Genomic DNA, 14,502 nt, shown 5'->3' on the forward strand with positions numbered 1-14,502 from the left:
CTGGCTCATCGCCAACTCAATTATCGGTATTGGTGGGATCGGAAGCAGGCGGATTCAGAGCGCGTAATTCCAACCCTTCTATTTCTTGAATCGTCTTCCCCGCAATCCCCTGCAGGTCTCCATACATCCCGGCCGTGGCCTGCATCACGCGATCAATCTGCTCTTCTCGTTTGGCCCATTGTTTGATGATCGCCTTTTTCTCCTTATCGAGATCCTCCTTCATTGAATCGAACGCCTCGACGATGGCCTCGACTCGCTGCCGGAAACGCGGGCCCGTCAGGTACTGATAGATCATCTCGGTCTTGGTCTGTTGCCCTTCGGAAGCCTGCCGGGCTGACGCCACTTCGATCAGCGTGTGGCGGAGAGTGACGGCCAGTGGGAGTATGGTCTTGGGGTGCGTCACCCAAACGCCATCAATCACTCCGAAGGTTTCTACTTCTTTGGGGAGCGAGTGACTGACGATGACCGCGATCTCCGCTTTGGCGGCGCGTTGGTCCTCACGAAGCTTGGCCAGCCAGCCGTCACTCCAATTCTTGGTCCGTTTCGATTCCCAGATGATCGTGCCGCACGGCTGCCCGCTCGACCCGGCGACACGCTGAAGCGCGTCCCCTCCGTATTCACCTTTGGGGACGGGCTCGATCGTATCCCGCGGGAATTTGGCCCGGAGCAGCGCTTCCAACTCCAATTCCTGCACCTCGCCCTGAAGCTGCTGTGACCCCTGTTCGGCCTTTCGTTTGAGATCCTCGATCTGTTTTTGCATCGAAGCGATCGTTTGCTCTGCCTCCATCACCTTGAGTTTGAGACTTTCTTCCGCTTCTTTCTTGGCCTGTTCACGGGTCGTCGCCAATCCTTCTTGGACGCGCTTTTCGACTGTCAGGTCCAGCTCACGCTTGGCATCATCCAGTTCCCGCTGTTTCCTGATCAGGTCGGCCTGTACCTTCTGCGCTTCCGCCAGCTTCGTGTCACGTTGCCTCAGAATGTCATTCAGATCAGCAACTTCCTTGGCCTTCTGGTCCAGGTCGTTTTGTAAAGCGAGCTTGGCCTTCTTCCCTTCTTCAACCGCAATCTTGCCTCGCTCCAGCTTGAGTGTCTCTGCCACCTGTTCATCGAGTGCCTGCTGTGCCTTGGATAGGGCTTCTTCCCGATCCCGTAAGACGGTATCGCGTTTTTCCACATCGGCATCCTTCTGAGCAAGGCGCTTTTCGTAATCACGGCGTGTGGATTCGATCAGCGGAGCAGCAAGGGACTCAGTCAACTTGATTTCCGTTTTACAGGAGGGGCAGATGATGGTTGGCTCGCTCATACTGAATTCGCCCTCAGTGTATTGTTCAGAGACTCACTGCAGTAGTGGTTAGGTGAATTCTTATTCGACGTACGCGTCGTGGGAGCAAGTGCGTACGCCCTTGCCTATCTTTAAAGCCGGCGAATTGACCTAAAACTGGCGAAAAGGCTTACCGGTTTTTGCTGGAGAAAGCAATCGGTTCTGAGACGGGCAGATCAAACGGGGGAAACTTTCGGTGTCAGGAGATCGGAAACTGCCATGATCATGGGGTAGCGGGGTTGACCTTCGTGCCCCGACGGGATACGGTCAATTCAAATAGGAGGATGAGCATGATACTTTATGATTCAACGACTGTGAGCAGCCTTGCGAGATTGAGCACAGGTGAACTGGCATGGCTTGAGCAACGTGAAGAATGGGACAGAACTCATAAATGCGAATGCGGTCAACCATACCACCAGATGCTCGGAGGTTCTAAAGTTACATGCCTCTCCTGCTACCCTTACATGATGTTTGATATTAGGGAAGTTCTCTACTGCCCTCCTCTTGAAAATACCTGTTCTCCTCTTACAGCGAAGACACACCAGCCCCATGTTCCACTAAACGGCGGATAGTGATTTTCCCTTGTTCTTTTCGCGCCTGCGCAAGGTCATAGGCGGATTGCATGGATAACCACATGTCCGCACTACCCCCAAAGGCTTTTTCCAATCGTAAGGCCATATCTGGCGAGACGGCACTTTTCCCCCGCGTGACGTTATAGAGTTGTTGCCGCGTGACTTTCATAGCTTTTGCCGCTTCGGCCACACTCAAGCCTAGCTCTTCTAAATTTGCTTCAACCAATTTCCCCGGATGGACAGGATTTTTCATCATCATACATACCTCTGTTTTCCTTGCAGTTAATGGTAATCCTCTAAACCAACGTCATAGGCATTGCCCTCGCTGAATCGAAACGTAACCCGCCAGTTGGCGCGGACAGTGACCGCCCAAACCCCTTTTCTACCACCCTTGAGCGGATGCAACCGAAAGGTTGGCTGGTTCATATCTTCAACGCTTCTGGCTGCATTCAGTGCCGACAGGATTAGCCGCAGCCTATCCGCCTGATTTGCTGTCACCTTCCGCCCGTCATCCTGTTCAAACAGGAGCTGCAAGCCCTTGTGTCGAAAACCGTCTATCATCTACCCAACTGTAAAATGTCAATTGACATTTGTCAATTATTAAGTCTGCACAGGTATCGTTGGCTCGTTTCCCTGTGGACGGTTTCACCTCTAGCCATGTTTCACGAGTGATAATATAAGCGTAGGAGGTTTTACGAAACCGGAGATTTTACGAAAGCTGGGTATGCTCTTGCGTGACGGCATCACTACCGAGCTTCAGGCTGTCTCTCTCATGGTAGAGATACGAAAGCTTTTAGAGCAGCAGGACGCAAGACAACAGTATCCCTACCTGAAATTTCATTGCGATTGGGCGTTGCACAGCAAGCTTTCTGGTAACGTAGCCCAGAGTGTTTTGAACCATTTCAATCTGGCGAATACCCATCTCAAAACCGGCAAGCATCTTCATGAATTGCCCCGCGATCAACGAATCGAGATCGACAACATATCGCAAATGAAACTCTTCGAGAGTGAGCTTGAGCCGTTCTTGAAGGCGAATGAGCTTCCTCCTATAGATGCGACTCGTCTCGATGGCTGGGCGCATTTCCTACACTTCTATGTCGAGGTGATATCAGATTGCCCCTTAGTCATTTCCAGCAACAACACCGCATCAGGAATTGAAAACGTCACGGTAAATGTTGGCCTTGCTCATCAACCAATGGGCGATGAAATGGTATTCCGGGTAACCTGGAAGATTCGGGGCAAGAACGGACTTTCAGGGTTGCTTGAGATTTACAATTCGTTTTCCCTCAATCGGGTACGCGGCGAGTAGGCAAGGCGCAGTCTGTTTCATAAATGGTCATTTGAACGTGAGTTAATTGTCGAACGTACCAAAGCCGGAGTACAGACAGCGAGGCGGCGGGAGTGAAATTTGGCGTGAAGCCGAAATTATCCGCGAGGCAACTTGACCACGCACGCCAGCTGAAGCCCAACCGTTGATAAAGCAATGGCAAAAGAGCAATCCGTCATGTAGGCATGAAAACCGCTAGAAAGAACATTCTCTAGGTTCGGACACAGAAGTGGCCAGAGTATTAGATCGGTCAGAGTGGGTGCTTATTCGCTAGACCCGGCATTCGGCGGCAACGCCGGCTTGTGTCGTTTCTGGTGCCGGACGCTCGGAGATCGGAAACAAAGGGTGTCTGGTGGGATATTCCTCTGAAAGAACCAGCTGTTTCCCGAGTTTGGTCTTATGGCTCATGACGAGCGGGCCTCGCAGATTGGCCGTGATCCGACCCGGATCGTCCGACGGTATCGTTAGGACTACGACCAGCGCGAGGTCCTCGCCCTCTTCACCTTTGATTTCGGCTAAAGCGTCGGCGGGAATATCGACGTGATAGTCGGAATAGAACGTGGTTGGGTCCAGGATGACAAAGGCCAGCCCCGGTTCTTCAACCGACTGGAGCCACCGGAACGGGGCTTCGGTATCATGATCCAACATCACGTACCGTTGTTGGTCAGGAAAACCAAGGAGCCCTGAAGGAAAGCGTATGACGCTTTCGTCGGCAACCTCGAACGATCCAAAGCGGGTCGATGTGCACTTCACAGATATACCCTCACGAGGCCATTCGGCGTTTTGCAGGAATCAATCGGCGTAACGCGTCGAGCGGCACGGCTTGAGTCTTTGCCGCCAATCGATTTTCGTCTTGAATCCTCGCATAGACTTCTTCCCGGTGAACCGCAACCTCCCGCGGCGCTTCGATACCAAGACGGACTTGTCCGCTTTTCAACCCAAGCACGACCACGCGGATATCGGGACCGATTGTGACACTTTCTCCACACCGCCGTGTGAGTACCAGCATACCAGCCTTCCATGGCGCGAGGTACGAGTCCTCACCCTTATCGGCCTACTGGAACGGAAACTTTATGCCGCAAGGAGCAGACTCCATCTATTGAACTGACTTGCAGAACATCTTCGGCATCATGCCTGTCCGTTCCCTGCTCACAGATAATTCAACAGCGAGTTTTCAAATACCTTCGTCAATGTCCTGCTCGCCGCTTCGATCGCAAACTGTTGCAGAGTCAAATCTGAGATGGCTTTGGCCAGATCGACATCCTCGGTTTGCGAGAGCGACTGGAGGAAGAACCCTTTGGTGTCTTCAAGCTGCGCGGCGCTTGTGGTCAGACGATTGGATGTTGCACCTACTTCTCCCTGAATCGCTGCCATTTGCGACACCCCTCGATTCAGGTCGCCCAGGGCCTCGGTGATGCCCTGCCCGTCATTGCCGCGCAATGCGCTGATCAGCTGTTTGACCCCCGCGAATATATCCACCCCACCCGAAGTGAAAGCCCGATCGCCGGCGACATTGGTCGGTACGGTCTGGCCGGTTCCGATTTCGATGGCATGGCTTCCTGCGTCCCCTTGATACTGTAAGCCCGAGACGATGGAGAAGAGATCTCCGTTTGCCGGCGCCCCTGTCCCGTTGCTGAGCGTCACCCGGATGCCCTCGAAGCTGATCTCGCTTCCCGAGGCATACGTCTGGTTGGTAAGGACGGTCCTCGGCGACACATTGAAGGAGAAGGTATCCCCGGTTTGAGGCCCACCTTGTTGGCCGTTTGCCAGCACCACACGCAAGCCGGCGAATGAAATCGACTCGCCCGACACATACGTGTTACCGGACGACAGCGTGGTGCTGGTCGTCTGGTCGATCACCGAGTACTGTGTCGAGGACGTAAACTGAATTTGATAGTCGTGCAATGTGAGGCCCGACGCATTCACCATTCCGGCGTTCTGCACAGCGGCGCCACCGGTGTTGGATGAGCCGCGCGTTGCAGTCACGGGAACCGTCACGTTCAACACATCGTACGTCGTCGCTGACGTGAACCGGATCACATAATCGTCCAGGGTGGCGGCGTTTTCATCCACGACCCGGCCGTGTCCGGCCACAGCCCCGCCGGTGTTGCCGGCGGCAGATGCGACGGTGGCGGTGAGTGCGAACGGCGTACCGCCGGTTGTCTCGCTTCCACCCGTGAGTCCAAGTGTGGTTCGGGCCGAGCCTCCGGTCACACGCACCGAGGACTGCGAACCGTTCGAATCGGATGCGATGACGAGATGATCGCCGTCAAACGTGACGGTCACGCTCTTCCCGGCATCGGCCAGAGCCGTATCCGCGTTGATGCGGTTTTGGAGGCGTGCCGCAAGTTGGGTTCCTGACAAAGATTCCGTCCCGGATGTCAGATCGATCGTGCCCGACGTGACCCCGTCCACCGTCACGCTGAGAGTATCGTTGGTGGCGTTCGTCAGCGTCACGGGTGTCGTCAAGGCAAGTCCAGTTATCCGTCCATGCGTGCTGGTGCCGGTGAAGATCGGCTGGTCGTTCAGCACAGTATTGGCCGACTGTTGGAGCTGCGCGAACAATTGCCGCACTTCTTTGGCGCCGATGGTCCGCTCCGCCGCACCGTTCGAATCGTTGCGAAACTGTACCGCGAGCTGCTGCACACGGGACAGCGAGTTCATCGCTTGACTGAGGGCATTGTCTGAAAGATCCAGCCTTGTCTGCCCAAATTTGATATTTCGTCCCCGTTGCTCGATCACGACGAGCGAGGCCTTGTCCAACGCGATGTGGTTGAACGCGCTGGGATCATCGGACGGTTGGCGCACCTGCTTGCCGGTCGACACCTGCTCCTGGAGTTCCAGCATCCTCGCGCGTGAGCGGGTCAGATTATTTGTGAGCACGCCGAAGGTCTGCAGCTCTGTCACCCGCATGGAAGCCTCGGTGCTAAGGTTTGATCGCCAACAGCGTTTGGAACATCTCGTCGGTGAGGCGCACCAGTCGCGACGCGGCTTCGAACCCCCGTTGAAATTTGATGAGGTTCACCAATTCTTCGTCGAGGGACACACCGGATACCTGCGCGCGCAACGTCTCAATCTGATCCTTCAGGATCTCTTTCGCTTCCAGGTCTCGACCGGCCGTCTGCGCGGCAACGCCCAGCTCCGCCGCAACGGTCCGATAGGCGTCGTTCAACGTGCCGTCATCCAGACTCGCGAATCGTCGCTGCTGAAGCGCAACCAGCGAAAGGAGATTGGTATTGTTTCCCGGAATACCGGTTCGCGTGGATGAAGCCGCGACGGACGAGGGATTCGTGAGCGCAACCGTCAGATCACGCGCCGCGTGGCTGTACGAATCGACTTCGAAGACGTCTCCGGCCGCCGCCGCGCCGGTCAACGTCACACCGAGCCCGTCGAATGTAAGGGTCGTCGGGCTCGCATATGTGCCCGAGGCGGCCGTACTGGTGCCGGCGATCAACCCAAGCGAGGTCCGAGCCGTGCCGCCGGTCACGCTGACGGCCGACGAGGCTGTCGTATTGTTCGAGGTGATGACCAGGCGATGGGTCGTGGTGTCATAGGCGACCGCTACGCTTTTTCCGGCTGCCTGCAGCGTTGCATCTCCATTGATCTTGCTCTGTACTTCCTGCGCGAGGGCCGCACCCGAGGTGTACGACAGGCCCGGACTCGCGGCGCCAGTTAGGGTGATTGTCCCGGACGCCACACCATCGACCGTCACCGTGAGTGTATCGTTCGTCCCGGTTACAATGGACAACGGATTGTCCGCGGAAGGCGCCGTGATCGCCGTACCGGTATAGTTGCCGCGAATGGTGGCCCCGGTCGTGGCATCCACGATGGAATAGGCTGTCGCCGAAGAGAAGCGGATCTCGTAGTCATGAAACGTCAGTAGCCCGTTTGCGGTGACTGCGCCACCGTTGATCGCCGCGGCCCCCTGATTGGCCGTCATAGCCCGCGAGGTCACCGTTGCGGGACCGAACAAGTCCTGTCCCGTCGATCCGTCGAGCCCATACCCTTGCCGATGGATGACGTTCACGGCGTTCGCCAACGTCGCTGCCATCCGGTCGAACGAGGTTTCCAGGTTTCGGACCGTGGTATCGCGGACATCCAACAGGCTACGCAGGCGCCCGTTCGAAATCAGCGCGTCGATGCTCAAGGGACGTGTGCCGCCGGTGGAATAGCCGACCGAGAACAGCCCGTCGTTGTCCGGATCCTCGACAGCCGTCAATTCCCGAATTGAGCCGTTCTCCACCAGAACCTGTCCCCGCGCAGCGAAGACCGTCAGCGCCCCGGTTCCGGACTCCACGGTTGTGATATCGATGCGCGTTGCCAGCTCATTCAACGCCAATTCACGCTGATCCCGAAGATCGTTGGCATTTTGACCCGACACCTCGGCCCTGACGATCTGACTGTTCAGCTCGGCGATTTGCTTCGACAGGCTGTTGATTTCGCCGACCGTCTGCTTGACTTGGAAGTTCAGTGACTGTCGCGACGTGACCAGGTCGGTGGAGGCCTGATTGATGCTCGACGCCAACTGTCTCGCGTTCGCCAATACGACGGAGCGAGCCGCCAGCTCCCCCGGATTGGTGGACACATCTTGCAGGGCGCTGAAAAAATCATTCATTCGCGCGGCGATGCCTTGATTATTGCTGTCTCCGAACAAGTTCTGCAGGCGGAACAACTCGTCCTTCGACGAGGCCAGGCGTCCAAGATCCTGCTGAGAAATGGTGAGTTGCCGGTTGATGAATTGATCCGTGTACCGTCTGATGGTCGTGGCCATGACGCCGGTCCCCGCCATGCCGGGCTGTCCGTCCAGCGGAGGCCGCTCGGTGAGCACCGCTTCCTGTCGCGAATAGCCCGGAGTATTGACGTTGGCGACGTTATGGCCGGTGACAGCGAGCGCTTGTTGCGAGGTGGTCAGTGCGCTTCGCGCGATGTCGAAGAGCGACGATAGACCGATCATGATTAGCCTTGCTGATGAATGAGTACGTTGACGTGAGACGCGACGAACGATTGCCCGTCGGCGGTATACAACTCCCGACCCGGCACGACGGGTGCGCCGGCCGAAAGAGCTTGATCGACCACGCCGCGAATGCCTTCGATGAGCACGACATTCTGTTTGATTTCGTCACGGACGGCTTTGGCTATCGTCATATAGCTTCGGTAGCGCTCCCGCAAGTCATCCGACGCGGCGCTTCGTACATGGTCGATCAGGTTCTGGATCGATGCCCCCTCCGGCAAGCCGTGATGTGACGCCAGTTCTCGAACAAGTTGCTCCCGTTCGTCGGCGAGAGACTGCAGCGACTCCAGAATCGCCAGCCGGCGGCAATTGATAGGGTGAAATTCGGTGATGGCCATCGTCCGGATGGCGGCTCGTTCTGTGTGAATCGTCTCAAGCAGCTGCAGGCAGGTCGCTTTTTCCTGATCCAACAAGCGGCAGAGCTGGGTGATCGCCGGCGAGAACGTAGACACGGGCATACAGACTCCTTGTGATCATGGGGGTGCGCTGCGTTCCGCCATCTGTCTCTTTGGGCCGAGAGCAGAGTGTGTTCAGACTCTGGACCGGCGGATGCTAGAGCACGGCGTCGGTCAGCACCTGCTTGATGAGCGCGTCTCCAACCGCACGTCCGGAGACATCATACGTGCCGCTATCAAGAGAGCGTTTGATGCGCTCCACATGTTCCGTCCGCTCAGGGTCAGGTTGATTGGCCAGTTCTCGAATCCGTTGAAGCTCCTTTGCCTGTGCGGAAATCTGAACTTGATCTTTACCCGCTTGGGTCGGGGCAGCCGTTTGTCGAGCACCGGACTTGTCCGCCTCATGAACTCCAAGCAACAGCTTTGCAAGATGATCGACTTTCCCATGATCTGAGATCTGCATATCGCCGCTCCTTCCCCCGCTCTCTTCTCCCAGCCGCCATCCCCCTCGAATTGTGGACTTTACCCCGGTCGAGCCTCTTATCGGTTTTTATCCGGAAAAACTTGAGTGCCCCATTGGAGCTGATGAAAAATACTTATCCGTATATTCCTGGACCATCTTGGCGATGCCGATCCCTCCGGCTTCTGCCGCCCGTTTCCCGATTTCTTCATCATAAAATGAGTGGAAATAGGCCCCTTGCTTATTCGAAATGGTCCCCTCAGGAACCGTTTCCCGCATCACTTTCAGTAAGTACGAGATAAAATAGGCCTCAAACTGGTGTCCGGCTTTGACCAGCTGCCGGCGCGCTTCAGCGGGGTTCTGCACCTTTTGTGGATTTGCCTGGGGGTCGAGCTGACCGGAGGGAAGGGTGACACGCGGATCGACATATAATGGTGACGATGCTACAGAGTGGCTGCCAAATGATTCGTTAAACATTATATATATCCATAATTTCTCTATATTATTTCAAGATTAGCCTGAAGTGCCCCTGCCGACCTAAGCGCCGATAGAATGGCCACGAGATCGCGCGGTGTCACCCCCACAGAGTTGAGGGCCCGGACAACCTCCCCCAAGGTCACCGTCTCATCGACGACCATCAGACGCGACTCCTGCTCTTTTATTTCGGTCTGAACATCCGGCGTGACGGTGGTTTGCCCCCCTGTCGAGCCGATAAGCGGTGCCGGCGGCTGGGAGACATTCAAGGTGTTCTTGACCGAGATGGTGAGATTGCCATGAGAGATCGCGCACGTTGAAATCCGTACATGTTCTCCCAACACGACTGTTCCGGTCCGTTCGTTGACGACGACTTTCGCGACGGCATCGACGGCCACATCCAAGCCCTCGATTGATGCGATGTATTCGACCACGCGACCGTGGAACATTGATGGAATCGTCGCCTTGACGTATCCGGCGTTGACGGCTGACGCGCTTCCTTTCCCGAATGCGCTCTCGATGGCTTCGGAAGTTCTGATGGCAGTGGTAAAGTCGGGCTGCCGCAGCAGGACGGAGACTGTCTCCCACGAATCGATGTTGACGGGCAGCTCCTTCTCAATGATGGCTCCCCCGGGAACCACACCGGCCGCTTGATGATTCTTCGCTACCGTGGCCCCACCTGGGCCGCCTGTCCCCCCGAGAAAACCGCCGATTGAAACCGGCCCCTGCGCCACCGCAAACACTTGCTGGTTTGCAGCTTTTAGCGGCGTCAGCAACAGCGTGCCGCCTTGCAGACTTTTGGCATTCGCCATCGACGACACGACGGCATCCAGCGTCATACCCGGCTTGGAGAACGGAGGAAGCTTGGCGGTCACCATGACCGAGGCGATGTTCCTGGTGAGCAACTGAATGGGGTCGATGACCAGATTGACGCCCATCTTGTTCAACATGGACATCATCGCCTGAATCGTAAACTGTCCGCCGATGACCCGATCGCCGGTACTATCCAGCCCGACCACCAGCCCATAGCCGATCAATTGGTTTTCGCGTACACCTTCAATCGCGCCGATATCCTTGATTCTCACCGCATCGGCGGTTGAAGGAGAGAACAGATAGCCCGTCAACACCAGTGAACATAATAGCGAGTGAGTTCGTGAGCACATGCGTCGAGTATCCCTCATGGTTAGGACCGTCTTGAAGCCAGAGCAAGCGCCTTCCGACCAAGGATGACCCGCGCCAGCCAACCTTGCTCCGAAGCCGTTCCTCTCATGGAGTCGCGATCGGCTTCATCCGCCACCTGAAATTGTTTCAGACTCACGGTGGGACGAGGATCAAAATCAGCACGCCGGACCACCCCGCTCTGCACCATCATTTCGAGAGTCTGGAGATTCAACGCCGGCCTCTTGCGAACTGCCCTCAGAATCGGCCTTCGTCTCACCGGAGCCTGCATGGAATATCCCCTCCTCAGAATGGATAGACCCAATCAAGAATCCGAACAAACCATCCGGGTCGCTGCACGTCGTCCAGGACGCCGAGACCGGAATATTCGATTCTGGCATCGGCGATGGCGGAGGACAGCACGGTATTTTTCGTATCCACGTCCACGCGACGCACAATCCCACCGATGCTCATGAGCTGTTTCTCACTATTCACGCTGACCTCGCGGCGGCCTTCGATACGAAGATCCCCGTTCGGAAGCACTTCGGTGACGATCACGGAGATGGTGCCGGTGAGAGTTCCTTCGCGGCTGGTGGCGCCTTTTCCGCCGAATTTATTCGCGGCGCTGGCGTCGATCCCCATTCCACGACGAGTTTCATCGCTGAACCGGACTCCCGGTATTCCGATGTACCCCATCGCGCTGCCGACAAGACTGTTTTTAATGGTCGACTCACGTTGAGCCGCCGTGTCGGCAGACTTGGACCCTTTGTGGTTTTCCACAATTTTAACCGTGAGGATATCGCCCATACGCATGGCGCGGAGATCCTCATAGAGATAGGCCCGCCCGTTTTCTTCCTGCCACAGCGAACCCACGGTCTTCGGTGGAGGCAATGGAGTCAGGGCGATCTTGCTTGAGACACTGGGCGGACTTGAACATCCCTGCAGGAGAAGCGCGGAGATCATACAGACGCAGCCGATTGCCGTTCCGAGGCGCGGTCTCACGTCGATTCCTTTCTCGCTGATGACATCCATCGACATCCCGTTAGAACTCCACTTGAACGATACTGGGAGCGACGACCGTGGCTCTCAGCTCACGACCGGAATCCAGATTGGCAACCATGATGCTCTGCCCCACCTGCCCGCTCGACTTGGTAATGCCATACGCCCGGATCGACAGGCCTCCCCGTTGCGCTTGGATGAGGACTCGATCCCCTTTCTTCACAACCAAGGGGAGCTTGACGAATGCGGAACGCAGTGGGGCATCGGGAGGAAGGGGTCTGGTCGCGCTCCTCCCTATGACTTCACTTTGATCCGTCACGAACGGATGATTCACCTGGTACACACGAGTTCGGGCGGTTTTGAGATCTCCGGCTTCGATCACTTCGTCCGTTCTGAGGAAACGGCCAGGAACGACCGCATCGATCATCGCCGTCACATCGGCCAGAACCTGGACGGTTTTCCGGAGCTTGTTGTTCGTCACCGCTTCCACTTGAAATATGCGGCGCCCCGGACTTTCCTCAGTCGAGCCGGGAATGACACGCAGTTCCACCAGGCTACCGGAGACTTGAATCGGATCCGACGGTTCCAATACCGACACAGAGACCGTCTTGATCTTGTGGGCCCATTCGTCCTCCAAGTATTTCTGAATCACCTGCATCATCCGATCGGGAGTGACCTCACCGACGGCGGCACGGCCCGCCGCCGGTTCAATCTGTTGATGAACCGGGGCTCTGTTCTGGGAGGCAACCGAGCGGGCATCGCCACTGGACGCCCCTGTGGCCGCCGAAGCGCCCCCCACGAGTCCGGTCGACATGAGCAGAATCAGGCTCAGAACTCTAAACATGGACTGCTCCTTATCGTCGGAGATTGTTCGCAATGGCCATCATTTCATCGGAGGCCTGAATCGTCTTGGAATTGATCTCGTAACTTCGCTGGGCGATGATCATATTGACCATTTCTTCAGCGAGGTTGACGTTCGAGCTCTCCAAGAATCCCTGCTGGATCGTGCCGAACCCGGTGGTAAAACCGCCGGTCCCCTGTGTCGGAGGTCCCGAAGCGAAGCTGTCGATAAAGAGATTATTCCCCATCGCGACCAAACCCGAAGGATTATCGAACCTGGTGAGCTGAATTTGCCCGACTTGCGAGGCCTGCGTGACTCCGGGAAGCAAAACTGAGACGGTTCCATCCTGGCCGATATCCACCTTGAGCGCGCCGGATGGAATCGTAATGACGGGATTCAGAAGGTCCCCGTCTCCGGTCACGACGTTGCCTACGTTGTCACGCTTGAAGGACCCGTTTCTCGTATACATGATCGTCCCGTCCGGGCGGGACACTTGAAAAAACCCCGGGCCATCGATCGCCAGGTCCAGCTCATTGTTTGTTTGTCGCATGTTTCCCTGAAGCCATTCTTTCGCCACCGTCGTTGGACGCACGCCGGCGCCGACCTGAATGCCGACCGGAAAAACTCCGACGTTGGAAGCATTCGTGCCCGGGAGCCGCTGGATCTGATATAGCAAGTCCGCGAATTCAGCGCGACTGCGCTTGAACGAGTTCGTATTGACGTTCGCAAGGTTATGCGCGACGGTATCGACATTGATCTGTTGCGCCGTCATTCCGGTCGCCGCTGTCCACATGGCTCTGATCATCTCACCCCTCCTTGATCCCTTATCACTTCACCCGCCGCTACAACACTCGTCCCACATCTTGAATCGCGATCTCGGCCATTCGATCCAGCGACTGAATCAGTTTTTGCGTCGATTCATAGGTGCGCATGCCCTGAATCATCTTCACCATCTCGCCGATTGCGTTGACGTTGGACTCTTCGATGTGCCCGACTTGAATTTGCGGATGTTTGTTGATCGTCCCCTTCTCCGAATAGAAGAGCCCTTCCGAGGACTTCTGCGGCATGTCATTCTCGGCAAATTCCATAATCTTGATCGTCGCCACGGGTTTGTCGTCGACTTTGATGTCTCCCTGTGTCGTAATCTCGAGCTTCCCGGGAGGAATTTTAATCTCGCCCTTCGTCCCCATGACGGGATAGCCCAAACCGTTCACCAACCGACGTTCACGATCGAGCGACAGCATGCCGTTGCGGGAATACCGAACCCCTTGCGGTGTGTCCACCTCAAAAAACCCGCGTCCTTGAATGGCGATGTCCAGTGGATTGCCGGTGAGCCTGATCCGGCCCGCCTCGAACGTGGTCTTGATTTGATGCGGCGCCACAAATGCCCGTTCAGCCGGGCCGAAGGGTCTGGCCATGATCTGCTGCGCCAATCCCATGTTCACACCGCTCGGTGCCGCCACTGCATGGTACCGGGGAAATATCGCTTTGAACGCCTGCTCATCCTGCTTGAAACCGGCCGTATTCACATTCGCCATGTTATTGGCGAATACTTGCATCCGCCGCTCATGGGCCAGCGCTCCGGACAAGATAGGATAGATTCCACGGTTCATACTGCCGACTCCTTTTGATGTCCCACACAGTGACAGCAACCCTTATGCCAGGATCGTCTGCTCAACGATTATGTCCCACAGGATTGGAAATCGCCTAAATGCGGGGATAAGCTGACGGCCGGAAAGGCGGGCCTGAATGGGAATCAAGCACGGGCGATCCTGGTAGGGCGGATTCTACCCATCGAGGTGAAAATTCTTCCTAGCAGCGATAGTGAGAAGCTCACCAGCCTCCTCTCCTCGCCCGTTGGAGTCCCTCGGCGAACGGTGGATGAGAAGGGCAGTGCTTGACGGCCGAAGGCTGAAGGGAGAAGGTCTGCGTTGGAGAGCATCA

General features: G+C 56.4%; 17 protein-coding genes. 1 reads left to right on the plus strand and 16 read right to left on the minus strand.

From position 1 onward, the window contains the following. Nucleotides 1–16: 16 nt before the first annotated feature. From H8K04_11925 to H8K04_11935, 3 genes are all read right to left on the minus strand, one after another. Nucleotides 17–1,303, minus strand: a complete 1,287-nt coding sequence (locus H8K04_11925; GenBank protein ID UVT14556.1) for a DUF2130 domain-containing protein — start codon at nucleotides 1,301–1,303, stop codon at nucleotides 17–19. A 543-nt stretch (nucleotides 1,304–1,846) separates the two neighbouring features. Further along, nucleotides 1,847–2,152, minus strand: coding sequence for a HigA family addiction module antidote protein (locus H8K04_11930; protein ID UVT14557.1), 306 nt, complete (start codon nucleotides 2,150–2,152; stop codon nucleotides 1,847–1,849). A 23-nt stretch (nucleotides 2,153–2,175) separates the two neighbouring features. Continuing rightward, entirely contained in the window at nucleotides 2,176–2,454 is a 279-nt protein-coding gene (locus H8K04_11935; protein UVT14558.1) for a type II toxin-antitoxin system RelE/ParE family toxin, read from the minus strand. A 163-nt stretch (nucleotides 2,455–2,617) separates the two neighbouring features. Between H8K04_11935 and H8K04_11940 the strand changes: the two genes are divergently transcribed. Further along, entirely contained in the window at nucleotides 2,618–3,202 is a 585-nt protein-coding gene (locus H8K04_11940) for a hypothetical protein (protein ID UVT14559.1), read from the plus strand. A gap of 288 nt (nucleotides 3,203–3,490) precedes the next feature. On the opposite strand, the gene H8K04_11945 is transcribed toward H8K04_11940, so the two are convergent. From H8K04_11945 to H8K04_12005, 13 genes are all read right to left on the minus strand, one after another. Beyond that, complete coding sequence (locus H8K04_11945; protein ID UVT14560.1) at nucleotides 3,491–3,973, minus strand: flagellar assembly protein FliW; 483 nt, start codon at nucleotides 3,971–3,973, stop codon at nucleotides 3,491–3,493. Nucleotides 3,974–3,983: 10 nt separating this feature from the next. Then, entirely contained in the window at nucleotides 3,984–4,229 is a 246-nt protein-coding gene (gene csrA, locus H8K04_11950; protein ID UVT14561.1) for a carbon storage regulator CsrA, read from the minus strand. 140 nt (nucleotides 4,230–4,369) lie between these two features. Next, on the minus strand, nucleotides 4,370–6,133 hold the full coding sequence (locus tag H8K04_11955; protein ID UVT14562.1) for a hypothetical protein: 1,764 nt from the start codon (nucleotides 6,131–6,133) through the stop codon (nucleotides 4,370–4,372). Nucleotides 6,134–6,146: 13 nt separating this feature from the next. Continuing rightward, nucleotides 6,147–8,174, minus strand: a complete 2,028-nt coding sequence (flgK, locus tag H8K04_11960) for a flagellar hook-associated protein FlgK (protein UVT14563.1) — start codon at nucleotides 8,172–8,174, stop codon at nucleotides 6,147–6,149. A gap of 2 nt (nucleotides 8,175–8,176) precedes the next feature. Next, the gene (gene flgN / locus H8K04_11965; protein UVT14564.1) at nucleotides 8,177–8,689 is read right to left on the minus strand and encodes a flagellar export chaperone FlgN; all 513 of its coding nucleotides are present in this window, start codon (nucleotides 8,687–8,689) and stop codon (nucleotides 8,177–8,179) included. A gap of 94 nt (nucleotides 8,690–8,783) precedes the next feature. Continuing rightward, on the minus strand, nucleotides 8,784–9,089 hold the full coding sequence (flgM, locus tag H8K04_11970; protein ID UVT14565.1) for a flagellar biosynthesis anti-sigma factor FlgM: 306 nt from the start codon (nucleotides 9,087–9,089) through the stop codon (nucleotides 8,784–8,786). A gap of 87 nt (nucleotides 9,090–9,176) precedes the next feature. Then, nucleotides 9,177–9,563, minus strand: a complete 387-nt coding sequence (locus tag H8K04_11975; GenBank protein ID UVT14566.1) for a rod-binding protein — start codon at nucleotides 9,561–9,563, stop codon at nucleotides 9,177–9,179. Between the two features lie 20 nt (nucleotides 9,564–9,583). Then, complete coding sequence (locus H8K04_11980) at nucleotides 9,584–10,723, minus strand: flagellar basal body P-ring protein FlgI (protein ID UVT14567.1); 1,140 nt, start codon at nucleotides 10,721–10,723, stop codon at nucleotides 9,584–9,586. A 20-nt stretch (nucleotides 10,724–10,743) separates the two neighbouring features. Then, a complete protein-coding gene (locus tag H8K04_11985) occupies nucleotides 10,744–11,010 on the minus strand; it encodes a hypothetical protein (GenBank protein UVT14568.1) in 267 nt (88 codons plus the stop codon). Nucleotides 11,011–11,024: 14 nt separating this feature from the next. Next, nucleotides 11,025–11,756, minus strand: a complete 732-nt coding sequence (locus H8K04_11990; protein UVT14569.1) for a flagellar basal body L-ring protein FlgH — start codon at nucleotides 11,754–11,756, stop codon at nucleotides 11,025–11,027. 4 nt (nucleotides 11,757–11,760) lie between these two features. After that, a complete protein-coding gene (gene flgA / locus H8K04_11995) occupies nucleotides 11,761–12,561 on the minus strand; it encodes a flagellar basal body P-ring formation protein FlgA (GenBank protein ID UVT14570.1) in 801 nt (266 codons plus the stop codon). A gap of 10 nt (nucleotides 12,562–12,571) precedes the next feature. Next, a complete protein-coding gene (flgG, locus tag H8K04_12000) occupies nucleotides 12,572–13,363 on the minus strand; it encodes a flagellar basal-body rod protein FlgG (protein UVT14571.1) in 792 nt (263 codons plus the stop codon). Between the two features lie 37 nt (nucleotides 13,364–13,400). After that, complete coding sequence (locus H8K04_12005) at nucleotides 13,401–14,171, minus strand: flagellar hook-basal body protein (protein UVT14572.1); 771 nt, start codon at nucleotides 14,169–14,171, stop codon at nucleotides 13,401–13,403. Nucleotides 14,172–14,502: the final 331 nt, after the last annotated feature.

The sequence above is a fragment of the Nitrospira sp. genome, from assembly GCA_024760525.1.
In the GTDB taxonomy this organism is placed as follows: Bacteria; Nitrospirota; Nitrospiria; order Nitrospirales; family Nitrospiraceae; genus Nitrospira_D.

Bases quoted from the DNA above. Each gene is read 5' to 3' on its own strand.
- H8K04_11925 (UVT14556.1), bottom strand. From the start codon at position 1,303: ATGAGCGAGCCAACCATCATCTGCCCCTCCTGTAAAACGGAAATCAAG.
- H8K04_11930 (UVT14557.1), bottom strand. From the start codon at position 2,152: ATGATGATGAAAAATCCTGTCCATCCGGGGAAATTGGTTGAAGCAAAT.
- H8K04_11935 (UVT14558.1), bottom strand. From the start codon at position 2,454: ATGATAGACGGTTTTCGACACAAGGGCTTGCAGCTCCTGTTTGAACAG.
- H8K04_11940 (UVT14559.1), top strand. From the start codon at position 2,618: ATGCTCTTGCGTGACGGCATCACTACCGAGCTTCAGGCTGTCTCTCTC.
- csrA (UVT14561.1), bottom strand. From the start codon at position 4,229: ATGCTGGTACTCACACGGCGGTGTGGAGAAAGTGTCACAATCGGTCCC.
- H8K04_11955 (UVT14562.1), bottom strand. From the start codon at position 6,133: ATGCGGGTGACAGAGCTGCAGACCTTCGGCGTGCTCACAAATAATCTG.
- flgK (UVT14563.1), bottom strand. From the start codon at position 8,174: ATGATCGGTCTATCGTCGCTCTTCGACATCGCGCGAAGCGCACTGACC.
- flgN (UVT14564.1), bottom strand. From the start codon at position 8,689: ATGCCCGTGTCTACGTTCTCGCCGGCGATCACCCAGCTCTGCCGCTTG.
- flgM (UVT14565.1), bottom strand. From the start codon at position 9,089: ATGCAGATCTCAGATCATGGGAAAGTCGATCATCTTGCAAAGCTGTTG.
- H8K04_11975 (UVT14566.1), bottom strand. From the start codon at position 9,563: ATGTTTAACGAATCATTTGGCAGCCACTCTGTAGCATCGTCACCATTA.
- H8K04_11980 (UVT14567.1), bottom strand. From the start codon at position 10,723: ATGTGCTCACGAACTCACTCGCTATTATGTTCACTGGTGTTGACGGGC.
- H8K04_11985 (UVT14568.1), bottom strand. From the start codon at position 11,010: ATGCAGGCTCCGGTGAGACGAAGGCCGATTCTGAGGGCAGTTCGCAAG.
- H8K04_11990 (UVT14569.1), bottom strand. From the start codon at position 11,756: ATGTCGATGGATGTCATCAGCGAGAAAGGAATCGACGTGAGACCGCGC.
- flgA (UVT14570.1), bottom strand. From the start codon at position 12,561: ATGTTTAGAGTTCTGAGCCTGATTCTGCTCATGTCGACCGGACTCGTG.
- flgG (UVT14571.1), bottom strand. From the start codon at position 13,363: ATGATCAGAGCCATGTGGACAGCGGCGACCGGAATGACGGCGCAACAG.
- H8K04_12005 (UVT14572.1), bottom strand. From the start codon at position 14,171: ATGAACCGTGGAATCTATCCTATCTTGTCCGGAGCGCTGGCCCATGAG.